Raw genomic sequence first — 19,283 nt, 5'->3', positions numbered from 1 at the left:
CTGCCGGAATGACGTTGCCGCCCCGCTCCTCGTACCCGTCGGGTGCGACAGGGCCCCGCACCATAGAGGACCGCTGGGAGCAGTTCTACCGGTACGGCCCCCACGCCGTCCTCACCCTGTCCGTCCTCGTCGGGGCCGTCGCCGCCGACCTGATCATGACCCGTGCCGAGATGTACGTGGCCGGCGCCCTGGCCGTCGCTGCGTACGGGCTCCAGCTCTGGTGGGGCCGGGCCCGCCCGCGTACCGCTCCGGGCGCCCCGGCCGGGGTGGCCTACTACGGGGCCCGGACCATCCTGGCCTTCGGGCTGTCCTGGCTCAACCCCTTCTTCGCGATCTACGCGGCGCTCAACTACTTCGACGTCGAGCCTCTGCTGCCGAAGCGCTTCGTCCGCGTCGGGCTGCTCACCACCGCCGTCACCCTGGCCGGTTCGCAGAGCGGGGGACTGCCGCCCGCCTCGTTGCTGAACTGGGTCGCCTTCTGCGTGCTCTACATCGTCAACGCCACCCTCGCCCTCTTCTTCTGGTACGTCGGGATGCGGGAGGAGGAGAAGGCCCGGATCCAGGTCGAGACCATCGCCGAGCTGGAGCGCACCAACCTCCGGCTGGAGGAGGCCATGGCGGAGAACGCGGCCCTGCACGCCCAACTCCTCGTCCAGGCCCGGGAGGCCGGGGTCGACGACGAGCGGCGGCGGCTCGCCGCCGAGATCCACGACACCCTCGCCCAGGGGCTCACCGGGATCATCGCCCAGCTCCAGGTCGTCACCTCCCTGACGGACCGCGATCCGGCAACCGCCCGCGGCCACCTGGAGCGGGCCGCCGCGCTCGCCCGTCACAGCCTCGGCGAGGCCCGCCGCTCCGTGCACAACCTCGCCCCCGTCGCCCTGGAGCACGACGAGTTGGCCGGAGCGCTGAAGAAGACCGTCGCCGACTGGGCCGAACAGCACCGCGTACGGTCCGACTTCACCGTCACCGGCACCGTCGAACCGGTCCACGACGAGATCGCCGCCACCCTGCTGCGCATCGCGGGCGAGGCCCTCGCCAACGCCGGGCGGCACTCCGGAGCCTCCCGGGTCGGGGTGACGCTGTCCTTCATGGACGACGAACTGACCCTGGACGTACGGGACGACGGGCGCGGCTTCGACCTCGCCGCCGCCACTCCGGCCGACCGCACCGGCGGCTTCGGCCTCGGCGGGATGCGGGCTCGCGCCGAGCGGATCGCGGGCGCGGTCGAGGTGGAGTCGGAACCGGGCGGCGGCACGGCGGTTTCGGCCAGGGTCCCCCTGGTCAGGCACCCCGTGAACAGCACCGCGGCGGCCCCTGGCCGGACACCTCCGGCGGCTCGCCGTACGGTGCGGTCATGACCGAGACCACCGCCCGCAGCATCAGCCTCGTCGTCGTCGATGACCACCCGGTCGTCCGGGACGGGCTGCGGGGCATGTTCGCCGCCGCACCCGGATTCGAGGTCCTCGGCGAGGCGGCGAACGGCGTGGACGCCCTCGCGGTCGTCGAGCGCCTCGACCCCGACGTCGTCCTGATGGACCTGAGGATGCCCGGCGGCGGGGGAGTGGCGGCCATCGCGGAGCTGACCCGGCGCGGCGCCCGCTCGAAGGTCCTGGTGCTGACCACGTACGACACCGACTCCGACACCCTGCCCGCGATCGAGGCGGGCGCGACCGGCTACCTCCTCAAGGACGCCCCGCGCGAGGAGCTGTTCGCGGCCGTCCGGGCCGCCGCCGACGGGCGCGGTGTCCTGTCGCCCGCCGTCGCCTCCCGGCTGATGACCCGGGTCCGCACCCCCGCCGACCCCGCCGGGGCCTCCCTGTCGGCCCGCGAGCGCGAGGTGCTGGTCCTGGTGGCGCGGGGCACCACCAACCGGGAGATCGCCGCCGAGCTGTTCATCAGCGAGGCGACCGTGAAGACCCACCTCACCCACATCTTCGCCAAGCTGGGCGCCAAGGACCGGGCCGCGGCCGTCGCCGTCGGCTACGACCGGGGCATCCTCGGCTGATCCGGGCCCTCCCCCTACGCCGTCACCCGCAGCAGCAGCACCGAACGGGCCGGCACCGCCATCTCCGCACCGCCGTCCAGGACCGTGCCGGGAGCCTCGGCCTGCTCCTCCCGCGAGGTGTCCAGGACCAGTTCGTAGGCGATGGCCCACGGCGCTCCCGGCAGGGCGAAGACCGTCGGCTCCGCGCCCGCGTGCAGGACCGCCAGGAAGCTGTCGTCGGTGACCGGCTCGCCCCGCGCGTCCCGCCCCGGGATGTCCCGGCCCGAGAGGTACAGCCCGAGCGTGGCCGCCGGTGCGTACCAGTCGCCCTCCGTCATCTCCCGGCCGTCCCGGGCGAACCACGCCAGGTCCCGCAGTCCGTCCGGGGCCTGTGCCCGGCCGGAGAAGAACGCGCGGCGGCGCAGCACCGGATGGGCCCGGCGAAGCGTCAGCACCCGGGCCGTCAGCTCGGTCAGCTCCCGCCACGCGGGCTCCTTCAGGAGCGACCAGTCCAGCCAGCCGGTCTCGTTGTCCTGGCAGTAGGCGTTGTTGTTGCCGCCCTGCGTCCGGCCCATCTCGTCGCCCGCCACCAGCATCGGCACCCCGGTGGAGAGCAGCAGGGTGGTCAGCAGGTTACGGAGCTGACGGCGGCGCAGCGCGTTGATCCCCGGGTCGTCGCTCTCCCCCTCCGCCCCGCAGTTCCACGCCCGGTTGTCGTTCGTCCCGTCCCGGTTGCCCTCCCCGTTGGCCTCGTTGTGCTTCCGCTCGTAACTGACCAGGTCGCGCAGGGTGAAGCCGTCGTGCGCGGTGACGAAGTTGACCGAGGCGTACGGGCGGCGGCCGCCCCAGGCGTACAGGTCGCTGGAGCCGGTCAGCCGGTAGCCGAGATCCCGTACGTCGGGGAGCGCGCCGCGCCAGAAGTCGCGCACCGCGTCGCGGTAGCGGTCGTTCCACTCCGTCCAGAGGGGAGGGAAGGCTCCCACCTGGTAGCCGCCGTTGCCCACGTCCCACGGTTCGGCGATGAGCTTGACCCGGCGCAGCACCGGGTCCTGGGCGATCACCGCGAGGAACGGGGAGAGCATGTCGACGTCGTGCATCGAGCGGGCCAGCGCCGCCGCCAGGTCGAAGCGGAAGCCGTCGACGCCCATCTCGGTGACCCAGTAGCGCAGCGAGTCGGTGATGAGCCGCAGCACCTGCGGCTGCACCACGTGCAGCGTGTTGCCGCAGCCGGTGTAGTCGGCGTATCGGCGCGGGTCGTCCCGCAGCCGGTAGTAGCCCCGGTTGTCGATGCCGCGCAGTGACAGCATCGGGCCCAGCTCGCCCGCCTCCGCGGTGTGGTTGTAGACGACGTCGAGGATCACCTCGATCCCGGCCTCGTGCAGCGCGTGCACCATCCGCTTGAACTCGCCGACCTGCTGGCCCGCCGTCCCGGAGGCGGAGTAGCCGGCGTGCGGGGCGAAGTAGCCGATGGAGTTGTAGCCCCAGTGGTTGCGCAGCCCGCGCCGCAGGAGATGGTCCTCGTGGGCGAACTGGTGCACCGGGAGCAGTTCGACGGCGCTCACCCCGAGCCGCGTCAGGTGCTCGATCGCGGCCGGGTGCGCGAGCCCCGCGTACGTGCCGCGCAGCTCGGGCGGGATGTCGGGGTGCAGCTTGGTGAAGCCGCGCACGTGCAGCTCGTAGATGACGGAGTCCGCCCACGGGGTCTTGGGGCGGCGGTCCTCCACCCAGTCGTCGTCGTCGCGGACGACGACGCCCTTGGGCACGAAGGGCGCCGAGTCCCGGTCGTCCCGCACGGTGTCGGCCACATGCTGGTCCGGCCAGTCGCGTACGTGTCCGTAGACCTCCGGCGGCAGGGCGAAGGTCCCGTCGACCGCACGGGCGTACGGGTCCAGGAGCAGCTTCGCCGCGTTCCAGCGGGCGCCCGTCCACGGGTCCCAGCGGCCGTGCACCCGGTAGCCGTAACGCCGGCCCGGCCGCACCCCGGGGACGAAGCCGTGCCAGATCTCATGGGTCAGTTCGGTCAGCGGACAGCGGGTCTCCGCGTCCCGCTCGTCGAAGAGGCACAGCTCGACCGCCTCCGCCCCGCCCGCCCACAGCGCGAAGTTGGTCCCCGCCACCCCGTCCGGGCCGACCCGGAAGCGGGCCCCCAGCGGCATCGGGGCCCCGGGCCAGACGGCGGGGGACGACACCCCGGCCCGGGCGGCGTCGGCGCGGCGGGCCTCCGCGATCTCCGCCCCGGCGCCCGCCACCGCCTCCCGGTTCTGTACTGCCTCCTGCTCGGCTGCGCTGGACACCGTGTCGCCTCCCGCGGCTCGTGGGACGGGCACCTGCGAGGGGCGCGCGGCGTCCCGGCCACGGCCTCTTCGGGTAGTCCTCCCCTCTGTTCTGCCCACCGGACGGCCCGCACTCACGTTTCCCCCGACCGGCCCTTGTCGTTGGGGGGAGCGTGAACCAGACAGCGAAGAGCGCACGGGCCGGCTCGGCCGCCGTGCTGACATGGGCAGGACTGCTGACCGTGCTGGCCCTTCTGACCGGCTGCACCGAAGCCCGGGACGCCGTGTTCAACGGCAAGGCGCGATCCTCCGGCGACGCGATCAGCGTCTTCCCCGAGGACGGCGCCGAGGACGTCGACGAGGAGACCCGCATCGCGGTGAAGGTCCCCGACGGGCGGCTGGAGAGCGTGAAGGTCATGCGGATCGAGGACGCGCAGCAGCAGACGGTGGCCGGGCGCATCACCGACGACGGGAGGTCCTGGAAGCCGGAGCGGGCCGCGGGACGGCTCGCCCTCGCGGCGAAGTACAGCATCGACGCGGTGGCCGTGGACGGGGCGGGCCGCCGCTCCGCCCGGCACTCCACGTTCACCACGCTCGTCCCCGAGCACCGCTTCATCGGGTACTTCAAACCGGAGAACCGCTCCACCGTCGGCACCGGCATGATCGTCTCCTTCTCCTTCAACCGCCCGATCGCCGACCGGGCCGCGGTGGAGAAGGCCATCCGGGTGACGTCCGACCCGGTGGTGGAGGTCGCCGGCCACTGGTTCGGCAAGGACCGGCTCGACTTCCGCCCCAAGACGTACTGGAAGCCGGGCACCGAGGTCACCGTCGACATCGGGCTGCGCGACGTCGAGGGGGCCCCGGGGGTCTACGGCAGCCAGGACAAGAGAGTCGTCTTCACGGTCGGCCGCTCCCAGGTCTCCCTGGTCGACGCGGAGGAGAAGACCATGGAGGTGCGCCGGGACGGCGAGCTCGTGGACACGGTCCCGATCACCGCGGGGGCGCCGAAGACGACGACGTACAACGGGAAGATGGTGGTCACCGAGATGCACGAGGTGACCCGGATGAACGGGGCCACGGTCGGCTTCACGGACAAGAAGGGCAGGGGTGAGTACGACATCAAGGACGTGCCGCACGCGATCCGGCTCACCGAGTCCGGCACCTTCCTGCACGGCAACTACTGGGCCGACGAGTCCGTCTTCGGCGAGGAGAACGTCAGCCACGGCTGCGTCGGGCTGCGCGACGCCAAGGGCGGCAGCGGCTCCACGCCCGGCGGCTGGTTCTTCGACCGGACCCTGATCGGCGACGTGGTCGAGGTGGTCAACTCGAAGGACAAGAAGGTCGCACCGGACAACGGGCTCAGCGGCTGGAACCTCGGCTGGAAGAAGTGGAAGGCCGGCTCCGCCCTGCGGTGAGCCCCCGGACCCGTCGCGTTCCGCCCGCACCCCGCCGCTCCGCCCCGGCACCCCGCGCCACCTGCACAGCTCCCCGGACCACTGGTACGGAACGGTGACATTCCGGAGGGAGTTCACCCCGCTCGCGATGTGATTATCTTGCGGCGGCGCGCATGTTCGGCGCGCGGGGGTGCGGGCCTTGGCGGGAGCCGGGCCCTGCGAGGGGAGACGACCACAGTGAACGGGCAGCCGATATCGGGGGCATCGGCCGGGGCGAGCGGGAAGCGGCGCGGCGGGCCGGGGCTTCTGGCCCTGGTTCTGGGAGCGCTGCTGTTGCTGGTGACGGCGTGCGGCGGCAGTGGCACCGGCGCGGGGGACACGAAGGGGCCGGCGGGCAGCGCGAAGAAGGAGGACACGACCGCCTCGCAGGCGGTGGTGACCATCGCGCCCAAGGACGGTGCGGAGTCCGTGGCGACCAGCGGCGCGCTGAAGATCGGCGCCACGCAGGGCAAGCTGACCACGGTGAAGGTCTCCGACCCCAAGGGCAACGAGATCGAGGGCGAGATCGCGGCCGACGGCGCGAGCTGGACGCCCGAGCGGCACCTCGCCGCCGCCACGAAGTACGCGGTGCACGCGGTGGCGAAGGACGCGGAGGGACGTGAGTCGGCGAAGGACACCACCTTCACCACGCTCGTCCCGGCGAACACCTTCATCGGGCACTACACGCCGGAGGACGGGTCGACCGTCGGGGTCGGCATGCCGGTCTCCATCAACTTCACCCGGGGCATCACCGACCCCGACGCGGTGGAGCGGGCGATCAAGGTGACGGCCGAGCCGGCCGTCGAGATCGAGGGCCACTGGTTCGGCAACGACCGCCTCGACTTCCGCCCGGAGAAGTACTGGGCGGCGGGCACCAAGGTGACCGTCGACCTCAACCTCGACGGCGTCGAGGGCCGGCCGGGCGTCTACGGCAAGCAGGCCAAGAAGGTGTCGTTCACCATCGGCCGCAGCCAGGTCTCCACCGTCGACGCTCGCGCGAAGCGGATGAAGGTGGTCCGCGACGGCAAGCAGATCAAGGACATTCCGATCTCCGCGGGCGCCCCGGCGACGACCACGTACAACGGTCAGATGGTCATCAGCGAGAAGCTCAAGGTGACCCGGATGAACGGCGACACCGTCGGCTTCGGCGGCGAGTACGACATCAAGGACGTGCCGCACGCCATGCGGCTGTCCACGTCGGGCACCTTCCTGCACGGCAACTACTGGGGCGCCTCCTCCATCTTCGGCAACAGCAACACCAGCCACGGCTGCGTCGGGCTGCGGGACGTGCGCGGCGGCTACGACAACCAGACGCCGGCGGCCTGGTTCTACGACAAGTCGCTGATCGGCGACGTGGTCATCGTGAAGAACTCCCACGACAAGACCATCCAGCCCGACAACGGCCTCAACGGCTGGAACATGGACTGGGAGGAGTGGAAGAAGTAGCCCCTTCCCTTCCGCTCCCCGACCGACCCGGCGGGCCCGGTGCTGTGACCAACGGCACCGGGCCCGCCCATTTCCGGTGGGTCTAACCTGCCTCCATGACTGTGACCCTCGAAGTATGCGACGGCGTCGGCACGATCCTCCTGGACCGGCCGCCCATGAACGCCCTGGACGTGGCGATCCAGGACCGGCTGCGGGAGCTGGCCGAGGAGGCGACCCGGCGCGAGGACGTGCGGTCGGTGATCCTCTACGGCGGCGAGAAGGTGTTCGCGGCGGGCGCGGACATCAAGGAGATGCAGGCGATGGACCACACGGCGATGGTCCTCCGCTCCAAGGGCCTCCAGGACGCCTTCACCGCCGTCGCCCGCATCCCCAAGCCGGTCGTGGCCGCCGTCACCGGCTACGCGCTCGGCGGCGGCTGCGAACTGGCGCTCTGCGCCGACTTCCGGATCGCCGCGGACGACGCCAGGCTCGGCCAGCCGGAGATCCTCCTCGGCCTGATCCCGGGCGCGGGCGGCACGCAGCGGCTCGCCCGGCTGATCGGCCCCTCCCGGGCCAAGGACCTCATCTTCACCGGCCGCATGGTCAAGGCCGAGGAAGCGCTGACGCTGGGTCTGGTCGACCGGGTGGTCCCGGCCGCCGAGGTCCACGAGCAGGCGCACGCCTGGGCCGCCAAGCTGGCCAAGGGGCCCGCGCTGGCCCTGCGCGCGGCCAAGGAGTCGATCGACGCCGGGCTGGAGACGGACATCGACACCGGGCTCACGATCGAGCGGAACTGGTTCTCCGGTCTGTTCGCCACCGAGGACCGCGAGCGGGGCATGCGCAGCTTCGTCGAGGAGGGCCCGGGGAAGGCCACGTTCGTCTGACCGGTAGTCAGGACGGGTGGCCCGGTAGTCGCCTCGGGTGGGCCTCGCGCGGGGAGTTCATCCGTCAGAGCGGATTATCCGGACCTTAAGGCAACCTTAAGGCCCGGAGCTGTCCTTGGCCGGGCAGCCCTCGTCGGGAAGGGCATCACCGCAGCTCAGAGGGGCCGTTCGCGGAACTGTTCTGCCAGAGGCATATGCCAAATGCCTTCTGTGTCATGGGCTGTTCCGGGGTGCGGATTCCTCCGGAACGGCCCCGGGGGGCGATGCGTGCGGCCATGATGGTGGGCATGGCGGGCCTGGAGGGTGTGGATCAGCCGCGACCGCGCAGCAGCGCGACCGCGGCACGCTGGACGTCGACCATGGATGACGAACAGGCGTTCAAAGCGCTGGAGTTGTTCGGAAATCCGACCGAGGGGGAGGTGCGGCTGCCGTCCCTACCGGAGTCGGCGGCGACGGCCCGGCGCATCACTTCCTGCGTCGTGCTCCGCCAGTGGGGCCTCTCGGCCCAGACCGCCGAGTACGCGGTGCTCCTCGTCTCCGAGCTCGTGGGGAACGCGGTGCGCCACACCGGGGCCCGGGCCTTCGGGTTACGGATGGTCCGCCGCCGGGGCTGGATCCGGATCGAGGTGCGCGACCCCTCGCGTGGGCTGCCGTGCCTGATGCCGGTGCGGGAGATGGACATCAGCGGCCGCGGGCTCTTCCTCGTCGACAAGCTCTCCGACCGCTGGGGGGTGGATCTGCTGCCGCGCGGCAAGACCACCTGGTTCGAGATGCGCATCTCCGACCGCTGACCGCCCGGCCCTCGTCGCGCCGGATGCGTCGTCGCGCCGGATGCGCAGAAGCCCCCGGTCGGCCGGGGTGCGGCGCTGCGGGGGCTTCTGGCGGGGGCCGTGAAATGGGGGGTGTAGTCCACGGCCGCTTGTGAACGACCTGTGCCCGGGTCAATGGGGGTCGTGGCTCCGACTATGGCAGACGGGCGACCCCGGTGACAAAGCGACTTGTCTGGATATTTATGGAACAAACGGGCATTCGCTGGTTGAATCGCAGGTGTGTTGGGTCACTCGCCTGGCATTCCGTGCATCTTTATGGCAATGCCTGAATGATTCATTGATCATCTGATGAATTGCTCAATCAACTCATTTCGCCCATCGCGCCTCTACTGTGTCCCGGGAACCGAGGGAACCCGTGGAACGCGAGGTGGTCGGGCATGGACGGACACAGGCCCCCGATGGGCCGCCGGAACGCACTGGGCGCGGGGGCCGGGGCGCTGGCCGCCCTCCTCGCCGCGGGATGCGCCCGGAGCGACGGGCCGGGCGGAGCCGCCGGACCCGCGGCCGTCACCCCTCCTCCCGGCGAAGTCCCCGCCACCGCTGCCTCCGGCGCCCCGGCCCCCCACGCCACCGCGACCCCGCGCCCCGCCGCCCCCGCCCCGCACCGCTTCCCCCGGATGCCCTTCCGGATCGCACACGGCCCCCGCGACCGGCCCCGCGTCGCCCTCACCTTCGACGGGCGCGGCGACCCGGACCTCGCCCACGCCGCACTCGCCCGGTGCGAACAGGCCGGGGCGCGCGTCACGGTGCTCGCGGTCGGCGCCTGGCTCGCCGAACACCCCGGCCTGGCCCGCCGGATCCTCGACGGGGGGCACGAGATCGGCAACCACACCGAGCACCACCTCGACCTCGCGTCCCTGGACGAACGTGCCGCGTACGAGGAGATCGCCGCGTGCGCCCGGCGACTGCGCCGGCTCACCGGGTCCATCGGCACCTGGTTCCGCCCCTCGCCCACCGCGTACGCCTCCCCGCTCCTCCAGCGTCTCGCCCAGCGGGCCGGCTACCCCCATGTCCTCGGCTGCGACGTGGAGTCGCTCGACCACGCGGCCACCCGCGTCGCCGCCGTCACCCGCAAGGTCGCGGGGGAGCTGCGCAACGGATCGGTGGTGGAGCTGAGCCTCGGCCGGCCGGTCACCGTCGACGCGCTGCCGCTGCTTCTCGCCGAGATCGGCCGCCGCGGACTGCGCGCGGTGACGGCCACGGAGTTGATCGGCCGACCGGCCGCAGATGTCACCCGGACGGCCCGATAATCTGACCCCTGACATTCGGCATCACGAAGGGGCGGAACTGTGGCGGACATCGAGTCGGCGCGGACGGCATTCGAGCGGTTCGACAATAACGGCGACGGGCTCATCACGGCCAACGAGTACAAGAGCGCGATGGCCCAGCTGGGCGACCCCTTCGTCACCGAGACGGTGGCGCAGGCGATCATCAACGCCCACGACGCCAACGGTGACGGCCTGCTCACCTTCGACGAGTTCTGGGCCTCGCAGAACAAGGCCTGATCCACCGCGGCGGCCGGTCCCGCGCCCATCGGGACCCGGCCGCCGCCGGACACGTCCCAAGAGCCCTTTCCGCCCCCTTCCGGGTGCCTTCCGGCGCTTCCGGGTGCCTTCCGGCGCTCGGGCCCACCGTGCGCGGCTTGCTGTGTCTTTGTCCACCGGCGAGGATCGGGCCGTGATGTTCTCCGGACCCCCCGCCGACCCGGCCGCGCCGACCGGGCCCGGCCTGCCCGCGGCGGCGACCGTACCGGCGCGCACGGACGACGCGCCCTTCGCCGACGGGATACCCGGGGGACCCTCCGGGCGGCCGGGCGGACGCTCCTGGACCACCCCGCTCCTGTTCTGCGCGGCGGGCACCCTCGCGCTCCTCGTGGCCCTGCTCGGCCCCGGCCTCGTGGCACGCGGCACCGGGGAGCTCCGGATACCCGGCGCGGGGCTCACCACCGTGCTCCGCACCGTCCTGTTCTCCGCGCTCGCCCTCCACCTGGGCGAGCTCCTCGCCCCGCAGCTCATCCGGCCCGTCCGGGGCCGCCCCCGTACCGCCGTACGGAGCTGGGCGGTGTACGCCTCGCTCGCCGGGGCGGCCGCCGCGGCCGGGCAGATCGTCCGGCTCGCCGCCGTCAGCGATCTCGGGATCACCGAGACCTACGGCACCCGTGAGGGCGGACTGCTCCTCCTCATCGCCAACGGCCTGGTCCTCGCCGCCTTCTGCGCCGCGAGCAGGCGCCCGGCCCTCGCGCTCGCCCCGCTCGCCCTCGTCATCGGCGCGGAGGCCCTGCGCGCCCACCCGGAGGCGTACAGCCCCGAGTTCGGCGCCGCTCTCACCGTCGTCCACCTGACCGCCGCGTCGCTGTGGACCGGCGGCCTCCTGTACATCCTGCGCACCATGTGGCTCTGGCGCGGCTCGCCCGTCGCGGCCCGCGCACTGCTCGGCCGGTACGCGCGCCTGGCGATCTGGCTGTACGTCGCCCTCGCCGCCACCGGTACGGCGTCGACCCTGCGCCGACTGCCGCTGGACGTGGTGTTCACCTCCGCCTACGGGCGCACCCTGCTGGTCAAGCTGGCGCTGATGGCCGTGGTCAGCGTGCTGGCGGTGGCGGCCCGGCGGCGGATGCTCCGGGACGCCGACCCGTCGGTCGCCCACCTGCTGGCCCGCCGGGAACAGCTCGTGCTGGGCCTGGTCGTGGTGGTCTCGGCGATCCTCACCGTGGTCCCCGACCCGCACTGGATCTCCCTGCGGCCTTGAGAAGGACGGATGCCTGACATCCGGCCGCGTACCGGGAGCGTGTCGCCGTGCCCCCGGGTAGCGTCGGAGGCGACCGAGGGAGGCGTCACGGCGATGCAGGAGCACGGGGAGAGCCCAGACCGCGGCGAGCAGACGGTCCGGCGGCTCGTCGAGGCCGCCGGATTCGTGATCGATCGGGCCGGGTACGCCGGTGCGTCGACCCCGGAGATCCTGCGCCGGGCCGGAGTCTCCCGCGGCGTCTTCCACCACCACTTCGAGGGCAAGGAACAGCTCGGCAACGCGATCCTGGACCGCCAGCACGCGTTTTTCCAGCAGATCTCCGAGCAGGCGGATGCGGGCCCGGCACCCAAGGTCTGGCTCCAGGCGCTGATCGACATCAGCCACCTCTACACCGCCGGCATCCTGGAGGACCCCGTCCTGCGGGCCGCCGTGCGCCTGTCCATCGAACCGGGCCCCTACCTGACCGCCGAAAGCTACGCGGGCCCGCTCGGGGCCGTGGCCGCCGTCCTCGAATCCGCCCGTGCCGCCGACGAGCTCCAGGACCACGTCACCCCGGAGGAGGCGTCCCGGACCATCGTCGGCTGCTACAGCGGAGTGCAGCTGCTCGCACTCGCCCTCGACGAGCGCGACGCCCTGCACCAGCAGGTCAGCGCCATGTGGGCCCTGATCATGCCCGGCCTCGCCCGCCCCGCCGTCCTCACCCGGCTGCGCCTGAGCGCACCACCCGCGGACACGGCGCGGCAGCGCTGACCCCGGCCCGGTCCGTACGGGATCTCCGCGCGGCCTCAGCGCCTGTACGGTTTCCAGCCGCGCAACTCGTCGTCGCGCGGGGCCAGGACCAGCGCCGGTGCGCCCGGGCCGAAGACTTCCACGGGCCGCCGCGCGTCCCAGGACGGCCACCCCGGGTCCCCGCCCGTCGCGAAGTCCACCCAGGCCCGGTGCATCGCGTCCGCCAGCTCCTGCGGGGCGTCCGGGCCGGTCAGGGCCATCGTGTCGGGGTGGGCGAGCGTGTCGAAGACGAAGCCCAGTTCCAGCGCGTGACAGGCGCCGAGGTGCTGTACGGGGGTGGGCCAGCCGAACTCGTACACGTACGTGGCGCCCGGCGCGTCCGTCCGGGCGTCGGCCAGCCGGTTGAGCGGGACCCGCAGCAGCAGGTCCGTCGCCAGCGCGCCGAGGATCTCACCGGGGGTGGCGTCCGGGCGGTTGGCGCGGTAGGCGCGGGCCGTGGCGCCCGGCACCTTGAACTTCAGCAGGGCGAGGCGGAGCCGCAGCGCGCCGATCCTCTCGGTGAGCCCGCCGGGCACCAACCAGAGCCGGTACTCCTCGGTGTTCGTCCCCAGCAGCAGGTCGATCCCGGCGGACGCGCCCGCGTGCAGCGCCTCCACGGGGTCGTGGGGCAGCAGTTCGCCGTCCACGACCGGCTGGAAGGAGTTGCGGCCGGTCAGCGGATTCCCGCCGCCGGTGACCTCGGTCTGCGCGGTGAGCAGCGCCTCCGGGTCCACGGCGGCCAGCGCGGCGGCCGTCGCGGGGACCCCGAGCCGCTTCGCGATCAGCTCGGTCGTCCCGCGCGCGGCGGCGGGCGGCAGCGCGGCGGGCGCCCCGCTCTGGAGCACCGCCCGCCGCAGCAGCCCCGCGGACCGGGGCGAGGCCAGCAGGGCGGCGATGCTGACCGCCCCCGCCGACTCCCCGGCCACCGTCACCCGGTCCGGGTCGCCGCCGAACGCCGCGATGTTGTCGCGCACCCACTCCAGGGCGGCCAGCTGGTCCAGGAGCCCCCGGTTGGCGGGCGCGTCCGGGAAGACGCCGAAGCCCTCGACGCCCAGGCGGTAGTTGACCGAGACGAGGACCACCCCGTCCCGGGCGAACGCGGATCCGTCGTACACCGGCACCGCCGAGGAGCCGTGCAGCAGCGAGCCCCCGTGGATCCACACGAGCACCGGCAGCCCGGCCGTACCCCGCTCCGGCGACGGCGTCCACACGTTCAGGTTCAGGCAGTCGTCGCCCGGCACCGCCGGATCCGGCAGCAGCCGGTCCAGCGGCGGGGCGTAGGGCCGTTTGGGGGCCGTCGGGCCGTACGCCACGGCCTCGCGCACCCCCGTCCAGGGCTCGGGGGGTCCGGGTGCGCGGAACCTGCGCGCGCCCACCGGCCCAGCCGCGTACGGGATGCCGCGGAAGACCGCGACGCCCCGCTCCACCGCACCGCGCACGGTGCCGTGCACGGTCCTCACCTGCGGGGGAGTCCCCGCCACGATGTCGGACACGGTGCCTGCCCACCCTTCTCGCGGTGCGGTGGTCCGGGCGGCTACTTCAGGTAGACCAGCCCGTCCGTGGTCAGCGCCGGGCGGCCCTTCGTACCGACGACCACGATCTTGACCGTGTGCTTGGCGCTGGACGACCAGGACTTCGTCCAGATCGCCTGTCGGTACTTGGTGGCCGAGGACTTCAGGTCCACCGTGGCGGCCTTCTTCCCGTCGACGTAGACGTATGCCTGCCCCGAAGTGGCGGCCCGCGACACCACCCAGGCGGCTGACCGGCCGGTGAACGTCCAGGTCAGACTCGCGCCCTTGGCGCTGCTGGAGTACGACTTGCCGCCCAGGTAGCTGCCGGAGGACTTCGTGGTCCACTTGCCGCCCTTCTTGGCGGCGGACTCCTGGAGGATCACCGGGGTGCCGGAGACCGAGGCGGCGGCCGTGTTGCCCGCGCGGTCGTACGCCGTCATCTTCCAGGCGGTCGCCCTGGCGGGCTTCGCGGTGTGCGAGGCGCTGCTCGTGGTCGGGCCGTAGGTCTTCGTGACGGGGGCGGTCAGCCGGACCTCCTTGAGGGAGGCTGCGTCGGTCGCCTTCCACTTCAGGGTGAGCGGGACCGAGGTGGCGTTCACCTTGCCGGAGCGCAGGGTGAGGGCCGGCTTGGTGGAGAAGACCGGCGGTGCGGTGTCGGCGACCACGGTCGCGACCGGCGACAGGGAGGTCTTCCCCGACTGGTGGGTGGCCCGGACCTGCACGGAGTGCTTGCCGGCGGCGAGGGTGGCCGTCGCAGAGGTGACGTTGCCCTTGACGGTGGCCACCGGCTTTCCGCCGACGAGCAGTTCGTAGCCCTTGACGAAGGCGGAGGAGGTGGTCGCCTTCCAGCCGACGGTGATCTTCGACCGGGTGTAGTACGTGGAGCCGGAGGCGCTCGCCCCGGTCACCGAGGAGATGGTGAGACCGGTGACGGGGCCGGCGGCCAGGGAGCGGATGGCGGGGAGCTGGTGGTAGAGGGAGAGGCCGGGGCACTCGGTGGCGAACCCGTCCCGGTGCCCGGAGATCCGGGGGAAGGCGTACTGCTCTCCGGCGACGAACTGCTTGTGGGCCATGTTCTTGCCGTTCGCCCCGGCGGTGAGCTGGACGGAACCGGCCGGATCGCCCCCGTACTGGCCGAGCTTCCACGCGGCGACACGGGCCACCGAGGTGGTCGCGGCGGTCGCGGCCTTGGTGTCGGTGTACATGCCGATCACGGCGATACCGGTGGTGTCCCGGTTGAACCCGTAGGTGTGCGCTCCCATGACGGGCCGGTCCGCACCGCCCTTGCGGCCCTCGAAGACCGTGCCGCACTTGTCGACGATGAAGTTGTAGCCGAGGTCCTTCCAGCCGTTCGACTTCACGTGGTAGGTGTGCAGACCGCGCACGATGGCCGCCGAGTCGGCGCAGGAGTACGCGTTCGTCTGCGCCGTGTGGTGGACGAAGACGGCCTTGACCCCGTCCAGGTAGTCCGGCGCCTCGGTGCTGAGCGACTCGTCGGCCTTCCAGGCAGCCCGGGAGACGATCGGCGGCTGGGGAACGGTGGACGGCGGGACGGGCGGGAGCGTCGGCGACGGGGAGCCGGTGGGCGGCGTCGGCGGAGCGGACGGCGTCGGGGACTTGGTGCTCGGGCTCGGCGTGGGGCTCGGCGGAGCCGGGGTCTCGGTGGTCGGGGTGGGCGAAGGCTCGTCCGTGGGCTCCTCGGCCGGCTCCTCCGTGGGCGGGGTGACCGGGGGCTCCTCGCCGGGTGTGGGCTCCTCGGCGGGGGTCTCCTCGACGCTGAACGCGGCCGGTTCGGCGGCGAGCGGGGTGGTGTCGCCGCCCGGGTCGACCGTGTCGAGCCGCAGCCCCTCGGGCAGTCCGGCCCGGGCGCCGTCACCGGCGCGGACGCGGACCTCGACGCCGTTGGAGGGGCCGACCCAGCGGGGTTCGGTGGTGCCGCGCACGCCGGACCGGCCGGTCTCGGTGCGGCCGTCGATCTCGGTGTCCAGGGGCAGCCAGCCGGTCCAGTCGCCGGTGGCGGCGGAGCGGGTACGGGCCTCGACGCTCCCCGTCACCCGGGCGGCGGGATCGGTCCAGGTGACGCCGAGCAGACTGAACGGTTCGGTGTCGCGCCGCGCGAGCGTCGCGGAGCCGCCGTCGGGCGAGGTCTTCAGCGCGGTCCTGTGCACATCGGCCTTCACCGGGGCGGACTTGGCGTCCGCCGCCCGCCCGTCGCGGTCGGTGTCGGAGGTGCCGGTCACGCCCTGGAAGACCAGGACACCCGCCACGGCCGCCGTCGTGACGGCGGCCGTGGCCCAGACTCTTCGTTCTGCTCTCACGTGTGATTCCCCGGGGACGACGTTGGCTGGAAGGCAGGGCATTCCGGCCGGTCAGTCGCTGACCGGGGGCACGGCGTCTCCGTCGGCCCGGCCGGTGGGGCGACCCGGGACATGCTTGCGGGCCTCAGTCTTCCATGCGATCGGACCCGGACCCCACTCCGCCCTGCCGTCGTCCGGCAGGAAACGTCCGGGCCGAACGGCGGGGCGGAGTGGGGTCGTCGCGCCGGGGCCTCAGGCGGCGAAGTGCTGGGACAACGAGTCCCGTTCGTCCAGTTCCACCAGATCCGGGCGGGTGTAGCGCTCGGCGCGCGCGTGGTAGTCGAAGTCGCCCCGTACGAGTCCCCGGTAGTCCTGGACACAGCGCTCCAGGGCCGCCCGGGTCGGGCCGCCGATGCCCGCCGCCTCGATCTCCTCGATCAGTTCCCTTTCCGCCCGCTGCACCCGCTCGGCGATCCGGGCCAGTTGGACACCGGCCTCGTCGACCGCTTCCTGGAGGGTGCAGCCCCGGTCGCGCTGAATCAGCCGTACGGCGTTGTGCTCGTATCCGAGAGCGGCTTCCTTCTCGAAGGAGCAGATGTCGTTGCAGAGACCGGAATGATCGGTGACCGCGTTCCGCAGGGCGATATACGCGGGCAGGCTCCGGGCGGAATCCGGGAGGTCGATTCCGGCGGTGATCTCGTGCAGGCAGAGAAAGGGCTGCATGGCGACCGAATCCCGCCGGTGCTTGGCGAATTCTGCCCGGCTCGGCACCTGCCCGGCGGCTCGCTCGACGGCCTCGGCGTAGTACGTCCACAGCCAGGCGGCCGTATCCCGTCGGAACTGCCGGTTCCACTGCGGCGACCGGCCACGGCAGGTACGGTCCCGCAGCCCGGCGAGCGACCGCTCCATCGGCCCGCTCGGCGCGGCCCCGTCGAGGACGTCCACCAGGCGGGTGATCGCCGTCTCGCACATCAGCGGATCGCGTCCGGCCGGGCCGTCGTCGAACTCGTCGTCCACGAGGAAGGCCCAGAAGAGCCATTGACAGAAGAGGTCGAGATGCTCCTGTGTGGCCTGCGGGAAAATGAGCGAAATCCATAGTTCCGGGCGTGTCCGGATCATTTTCTTCCGGGCCGGCAGGGACAGGTGGAGCCCTTCGGATTCGGCCCATTCCCAGGCTGCTCCGCGGGTTTCCGCCAGGCCTGGATGACATCCAGCACTCTGGAACGGCATGTGAAACGCCGGTAACGTGATCTGGCTCATTGCAGCCCCTCGTCTGATGAATGCGGGCGGATGATGTGAACGACGCATTCCGGGTGATCGGGCAAGGGGACGGGCCTGCCCGGAGGCGGCTGCCGCGAGCCCGGCGACCGGGCGGCGGGGCGACATACGAGGTCGGAGTGCCATTGCCGGCTTCCTTCCTCCGCCGGGAGCCCGGGGCGTCGGGGCAGGGGGCGGCGAGCCGGTGGGCAGGCACGTCACCATGGGTGATGACCAGTCAACCTCGGGTGGGGGCGCGGAGGGAAGCCATTTGTGACCGAAAATGTTTGATCGTCAATAACTCTCTGATCGCTACTGGGCAGTTGGTGACCTCGCGGGGCCCTCGGTGCGGCAGTGTCGGGAGTGGGGCCGGGAGTGTCGTGCGATGGGCGGAGTGACGGCTTACGGCTCGGGGTGCGCCTGCCACGGCTCGGGCGCGCCCGCTCAGGTGCGCTGGAAGAACTCCACCTCGCCGACCGCGATCGGCCGCCCCTCGCCCTGGCCGGTGGCCTCCCGCAGCACCAGCTCCACGGAGACGACGTCGCTGATGCCCAACCGTGTCTCCTGCTTGCCGGGCTTGTCGTTGAAGGTCACCGTCTTCTTGTGCACCTTGTCGTCCTTCGTCGTGACGATCAGCTCAGCCCGGGTCGGCCGCGCGCCCCGCCGGAACTCCTGCGGCTCCTTCGACACACCGGTGTACACCACGACGCCGACCAGCCGGAACGGCGTCCGGAACGAGGAGGTCAGCGACGCGCCGAGCGCGGGGGCGCCCCAGTACTTGTTCGTCAGGCTGTCGACGGCCGCGCTCGCCGGGTGACCGGGAGCCGAAGCGCTGGCGGTCACCCCGGTGGGGCTGACCTCCCGCGTGCCGCCGAGCTTGTCCCGGACGTCCTCGTAGACGTAGCGCCCGAGCGGGAAGAACAGGAAGCCCGCCACCAGCAGTCCGGCCACGACCAGGACCAGCAGCGTCCGCCGCAGCGCCCGGCCCGAACCGCCGCGCACCCGGCGGCGGAACGGCCACACCGTGCGCCACCACGGCAGGGCGGCGGGCTGCTCCCGGGTCCGGAGCGGAGCGGCGCACCGCCGGCAGAACTGCCGCCCCGGCAGGTTCGGCGTGCCGCAGGCCGGGCAGGGCGGACCGTCCGGCGTCTCGTCCGCCTCCACCGGCCGCACGACGGGCCGCCGGGCCACGGGCTTGGCGGGCCGGACCGCCCCGATGGGTTCGTCTCCCCCGTCCCCATCGGACGTACTTCTGGAAGCCGGAGCGGCGACCGCTGCGGATTTCGGGATTCCGGGGCGTACGGGAGCGGGAGCGGGCCGCACCGGAGGCACGGGCGGAGTCGCCGGCACGGGGGCCGCCGGGGGCGCGGTGGGCTGCGGCGGTACGGGGGTGGGCGCGGGAGCGGGAAGCTTCGCGGGCGCGGGCGCGGGAGCAGACCGGGGCGGCGCCGGCGGCTGTTCGGGGCGCGCGGGGGCGGGGTGCGCGGGAGGCTCGGGGGGCTCCGAGAGCGCCGGTTCGGGACGCTCCGGGGCGTCGGGCGCGGGCGGACCCGGGTCCGGGGCGGGCGTCGGCGGCCCGGCCGGCTTCGGGGCCGGGGCCGGGTTCGGGTTCGGCACGGGCTCGGGGCCGGTCTCCGCCACCGGTGCTTCCGCCGCCGGCGCAGCAGCCGGCTCCGGCTCTGGTTCCGGCTCTGGCTCCGGCTCTGGCTCCGGCTCTGGCTCTGGCTCTGGCTCAGGGTCCGGCTCCGGAGCCGCCGCTCGCTTCGGCCGCGCCGGCTGGGAGGACCAGCCCAGGTAGCCGCCGCAGTTGCCGCAGAAGTCGTCACTCTCGCCGTTGGCCGTACCGCACGCCGGGCACGAACGCATCACG

Annotated in this window: 15 protein-coding genes; 10 read left to right on the top strand and 5 right to left on the bottom strand. The window is 72.7% G+C overall.

The genetic code is table 11. The features are described 5' to 3' along the window. Nucleotides 1–8: 8 nt before the first annotated feature. Together N7925_RS09590 and N7925_RS09585 are read left to right on the top strand one after the other, a co-directional pair. Nucleotides 9–1,361, top strand: coding sequence for a sensor histidine kinase (locus N7925_RS09590; RefSeq protein WP_274343624.1), 1,353 nt, complete (start codon nt 9–11; stop codon nt 1,359–1,361). Beyond that, nucleotides 1,358–2,008 carry a response regulator gene (locus tag N7925_RS09585; RefSeq protein ID WP_274343623.1) on the top strand — a complete coding sequence of 217 codons (651 nt, stop codon included), beginning with the start codon at nt 1,358–1,360 and terminating at the stop codon, nt 2,006–2,008. The genes N7925_RS09590 and N7925_RS09585 overlap by 4 nt, the downstream gene beginning before the upstream one ends. A 14-nt stretch (nt 2,009–2,022) precedes the next feature. Here the strand turns inward: N7925_RS09585 and glgX are convergent, their stop codons facing one another. Further along, nucleotides 2,023–4,281, bottom strand: coding sequence for a glycogen debranching protein GlgX (gene glgX / locus N7925_RS09580; protein ID WP_274343622.1), 2,259 nt, complete (start codon nt 4,279–4,281; stop codon nt 2,023–2,025). A 152-nt stretch (nt 4,282–4,433) separates the two neighbouring features. Here glgX and N7925_RS09575 point away from each other — a divergent pair, with 152 nt between their 5' ends. The 8 genes from N7925_RS09575 to N7925_RS09540 all read left to right on the top strand — a co-directional run bounded on the left by N7925_RS09575 (nt 4,434) and on the right by N7925_RS09540 (nt 12,330). Further along, on the top strand, nt 4,434–5,675 hold the full coding sequence (locus tag N7925_RS09575) for a L,D-transpeptidase (protein WP_265599255.1): 1,242 nt from the start codon (nt 4,434–4,436) through the stop codon (nt 5,673–5,675). A 216-nt stretch (nt 5,676–5,891) separates the two neighbouring features. Then, nucleotides 5,892–7,139, top strand: a complete 1,248-nt coding sequence (locus tag N7925_RS09570) for a L,D-transpeptidase (protein ID WP_274343621.1) — start codon at nt 5,892–5,894, stop codon at nt 7,137–7,139. A 95-nt stretch (nt 7,140–7,234) separates the two neighbouring features. Beyond that, nucleotides 7,235–8,002 (top strand): enoyl-CoA hydratase/isomerase family protein, encoded by a 768-nt coding sequence (locus tag N7925_RS09565; RefSeq protein ID WP_274343620.1) that lies wholly within the window; start codon nt 7,235–7,237, stop codon nt 8,000–8,002. A gap of 275 nt (nt 8,003–8,277) precedes the next feature. Next, entirely contained in the window at nt 8,278–8,793 is a 516-nt protein-coding gene (locus tag N7925_RS09560; protein ID WP_265603814.1) for an ATP-binding protein, read from the top strand. A 416-nt stretch (nt 8,794–9,209) separates the two neighbouring features. Then, on the top strand, nt 9,210–10,082 hold the full coding sequence (locus N7925_RS09555; RefSeq protein ID WP_274343619.1) for a polysaccharide deacetylase family protein: 873 nt from the start codon (nt 9,210–9,212) through the stop codon (nt 10,080–10,082). A 39-nt stretch (nt 10,083–10,121) separates the two neighbouring features. After that, complete coding sequence (locus tag N7925_RS09550) at nt 10,122–10,337, top strand: EF-hand domain-containing protein (protein ID WP_265599251.1); 216 nt, start codon at nt 10,122–10,124, stop codon at nt 10,335–10,337. Nucleotides 10,338–10,512: 175 nt separating this feature from the next. Then, entirely contained in the window at nt 10,513–11,580 is a 1,068-nt protein-coding gene (locus N7925_RS09545; protein WP_274343618.1) for a CopD family protein, read from the top strand. A 93-nt stretch (nt 11,581–11,673) separates the two neighbouring features. Further along, nucleotides 11,674–12,330 (top strand): ScbR family autoregulator-binding transcription factor, encoded by a 657-nt coding sequence (locus tag N7925_RS09540; RefSeq protein ID WP_274343617.1) that lies wholly within the window; start codon nt 11,674–11,676, stop codon nt 12,328–12,330. A 35-nt stretch (nt 12,331–12,365) separates the two neighbouring features. On the opposite strand, the gene N7925_RS09535 is transcribed toward N7925_RS09540, so the two are convergent. From N7925_RS09535 to N7925_RS09520, 4 genes are all read right to left on the bottom strand, one after another. Beyond that, complete coding sequence (locus tag N7925_RS09535) at nt 12,366–13,841, bottom strand: carboxylesterase/lipase family protein (protein ID WP_274343616.1); 1,476 nt, start codon at nt 13,839–13,841, stop codon at nt 12,366–12,368. A gap of 41 nt (nt 13,842–13,882) precedes the next feature. Beyond that, entirely contained in the window at nt 13,883–16,177 is a 2,295-nt protein-coding gene (locus tag N7925_RS09530) for a peptidoglycan recognition protein family protein (RefSeq protein ID WP_274343615.1), read from the bottom strand. A 231-nt stretch (nt 16,178–16,408) separates the two neighbouring features. Further along, complete coding sequence (locus N7925_RS09525) at nt 16,409–17,275, bottom strand: terpene synthase family protein (protein WP_416222884.1); 867 nt, start codon at nt 17,273–17,275, stop codon at nt 16,409–16,411. 582 nt (nt 17,276–17,857) lie between these two features. After that, on the bottom strand, nt 17,858–19,279 hold the full coding sequence (locus N7925_RS09520) for an NADase-type glycan-binding domain-containing protein (protein ID WP_443032341.1): 1,422 nt from the start codon (nt 19,277–19,279) through the stop codon (nt 17,858–17,860). Nucleotides 19,280–19,283 lie beyond the last annotated feature (4 nt).

The organism is Streptomyces sp. CA-278952, from assembly GCF_028747205.1.
In the GTDB taxonomy this organism is placed as follows: Bacteria; Actinomycetota; Actinomycetes; order Streptomycetales; family Streptomycetaceae; genus Streptomyces.
The sequence above is the reverse complement of the archived record's forward strand: the minus strand, read 5'-3'. Positions and strand labels throughout refer to the sequence as shown.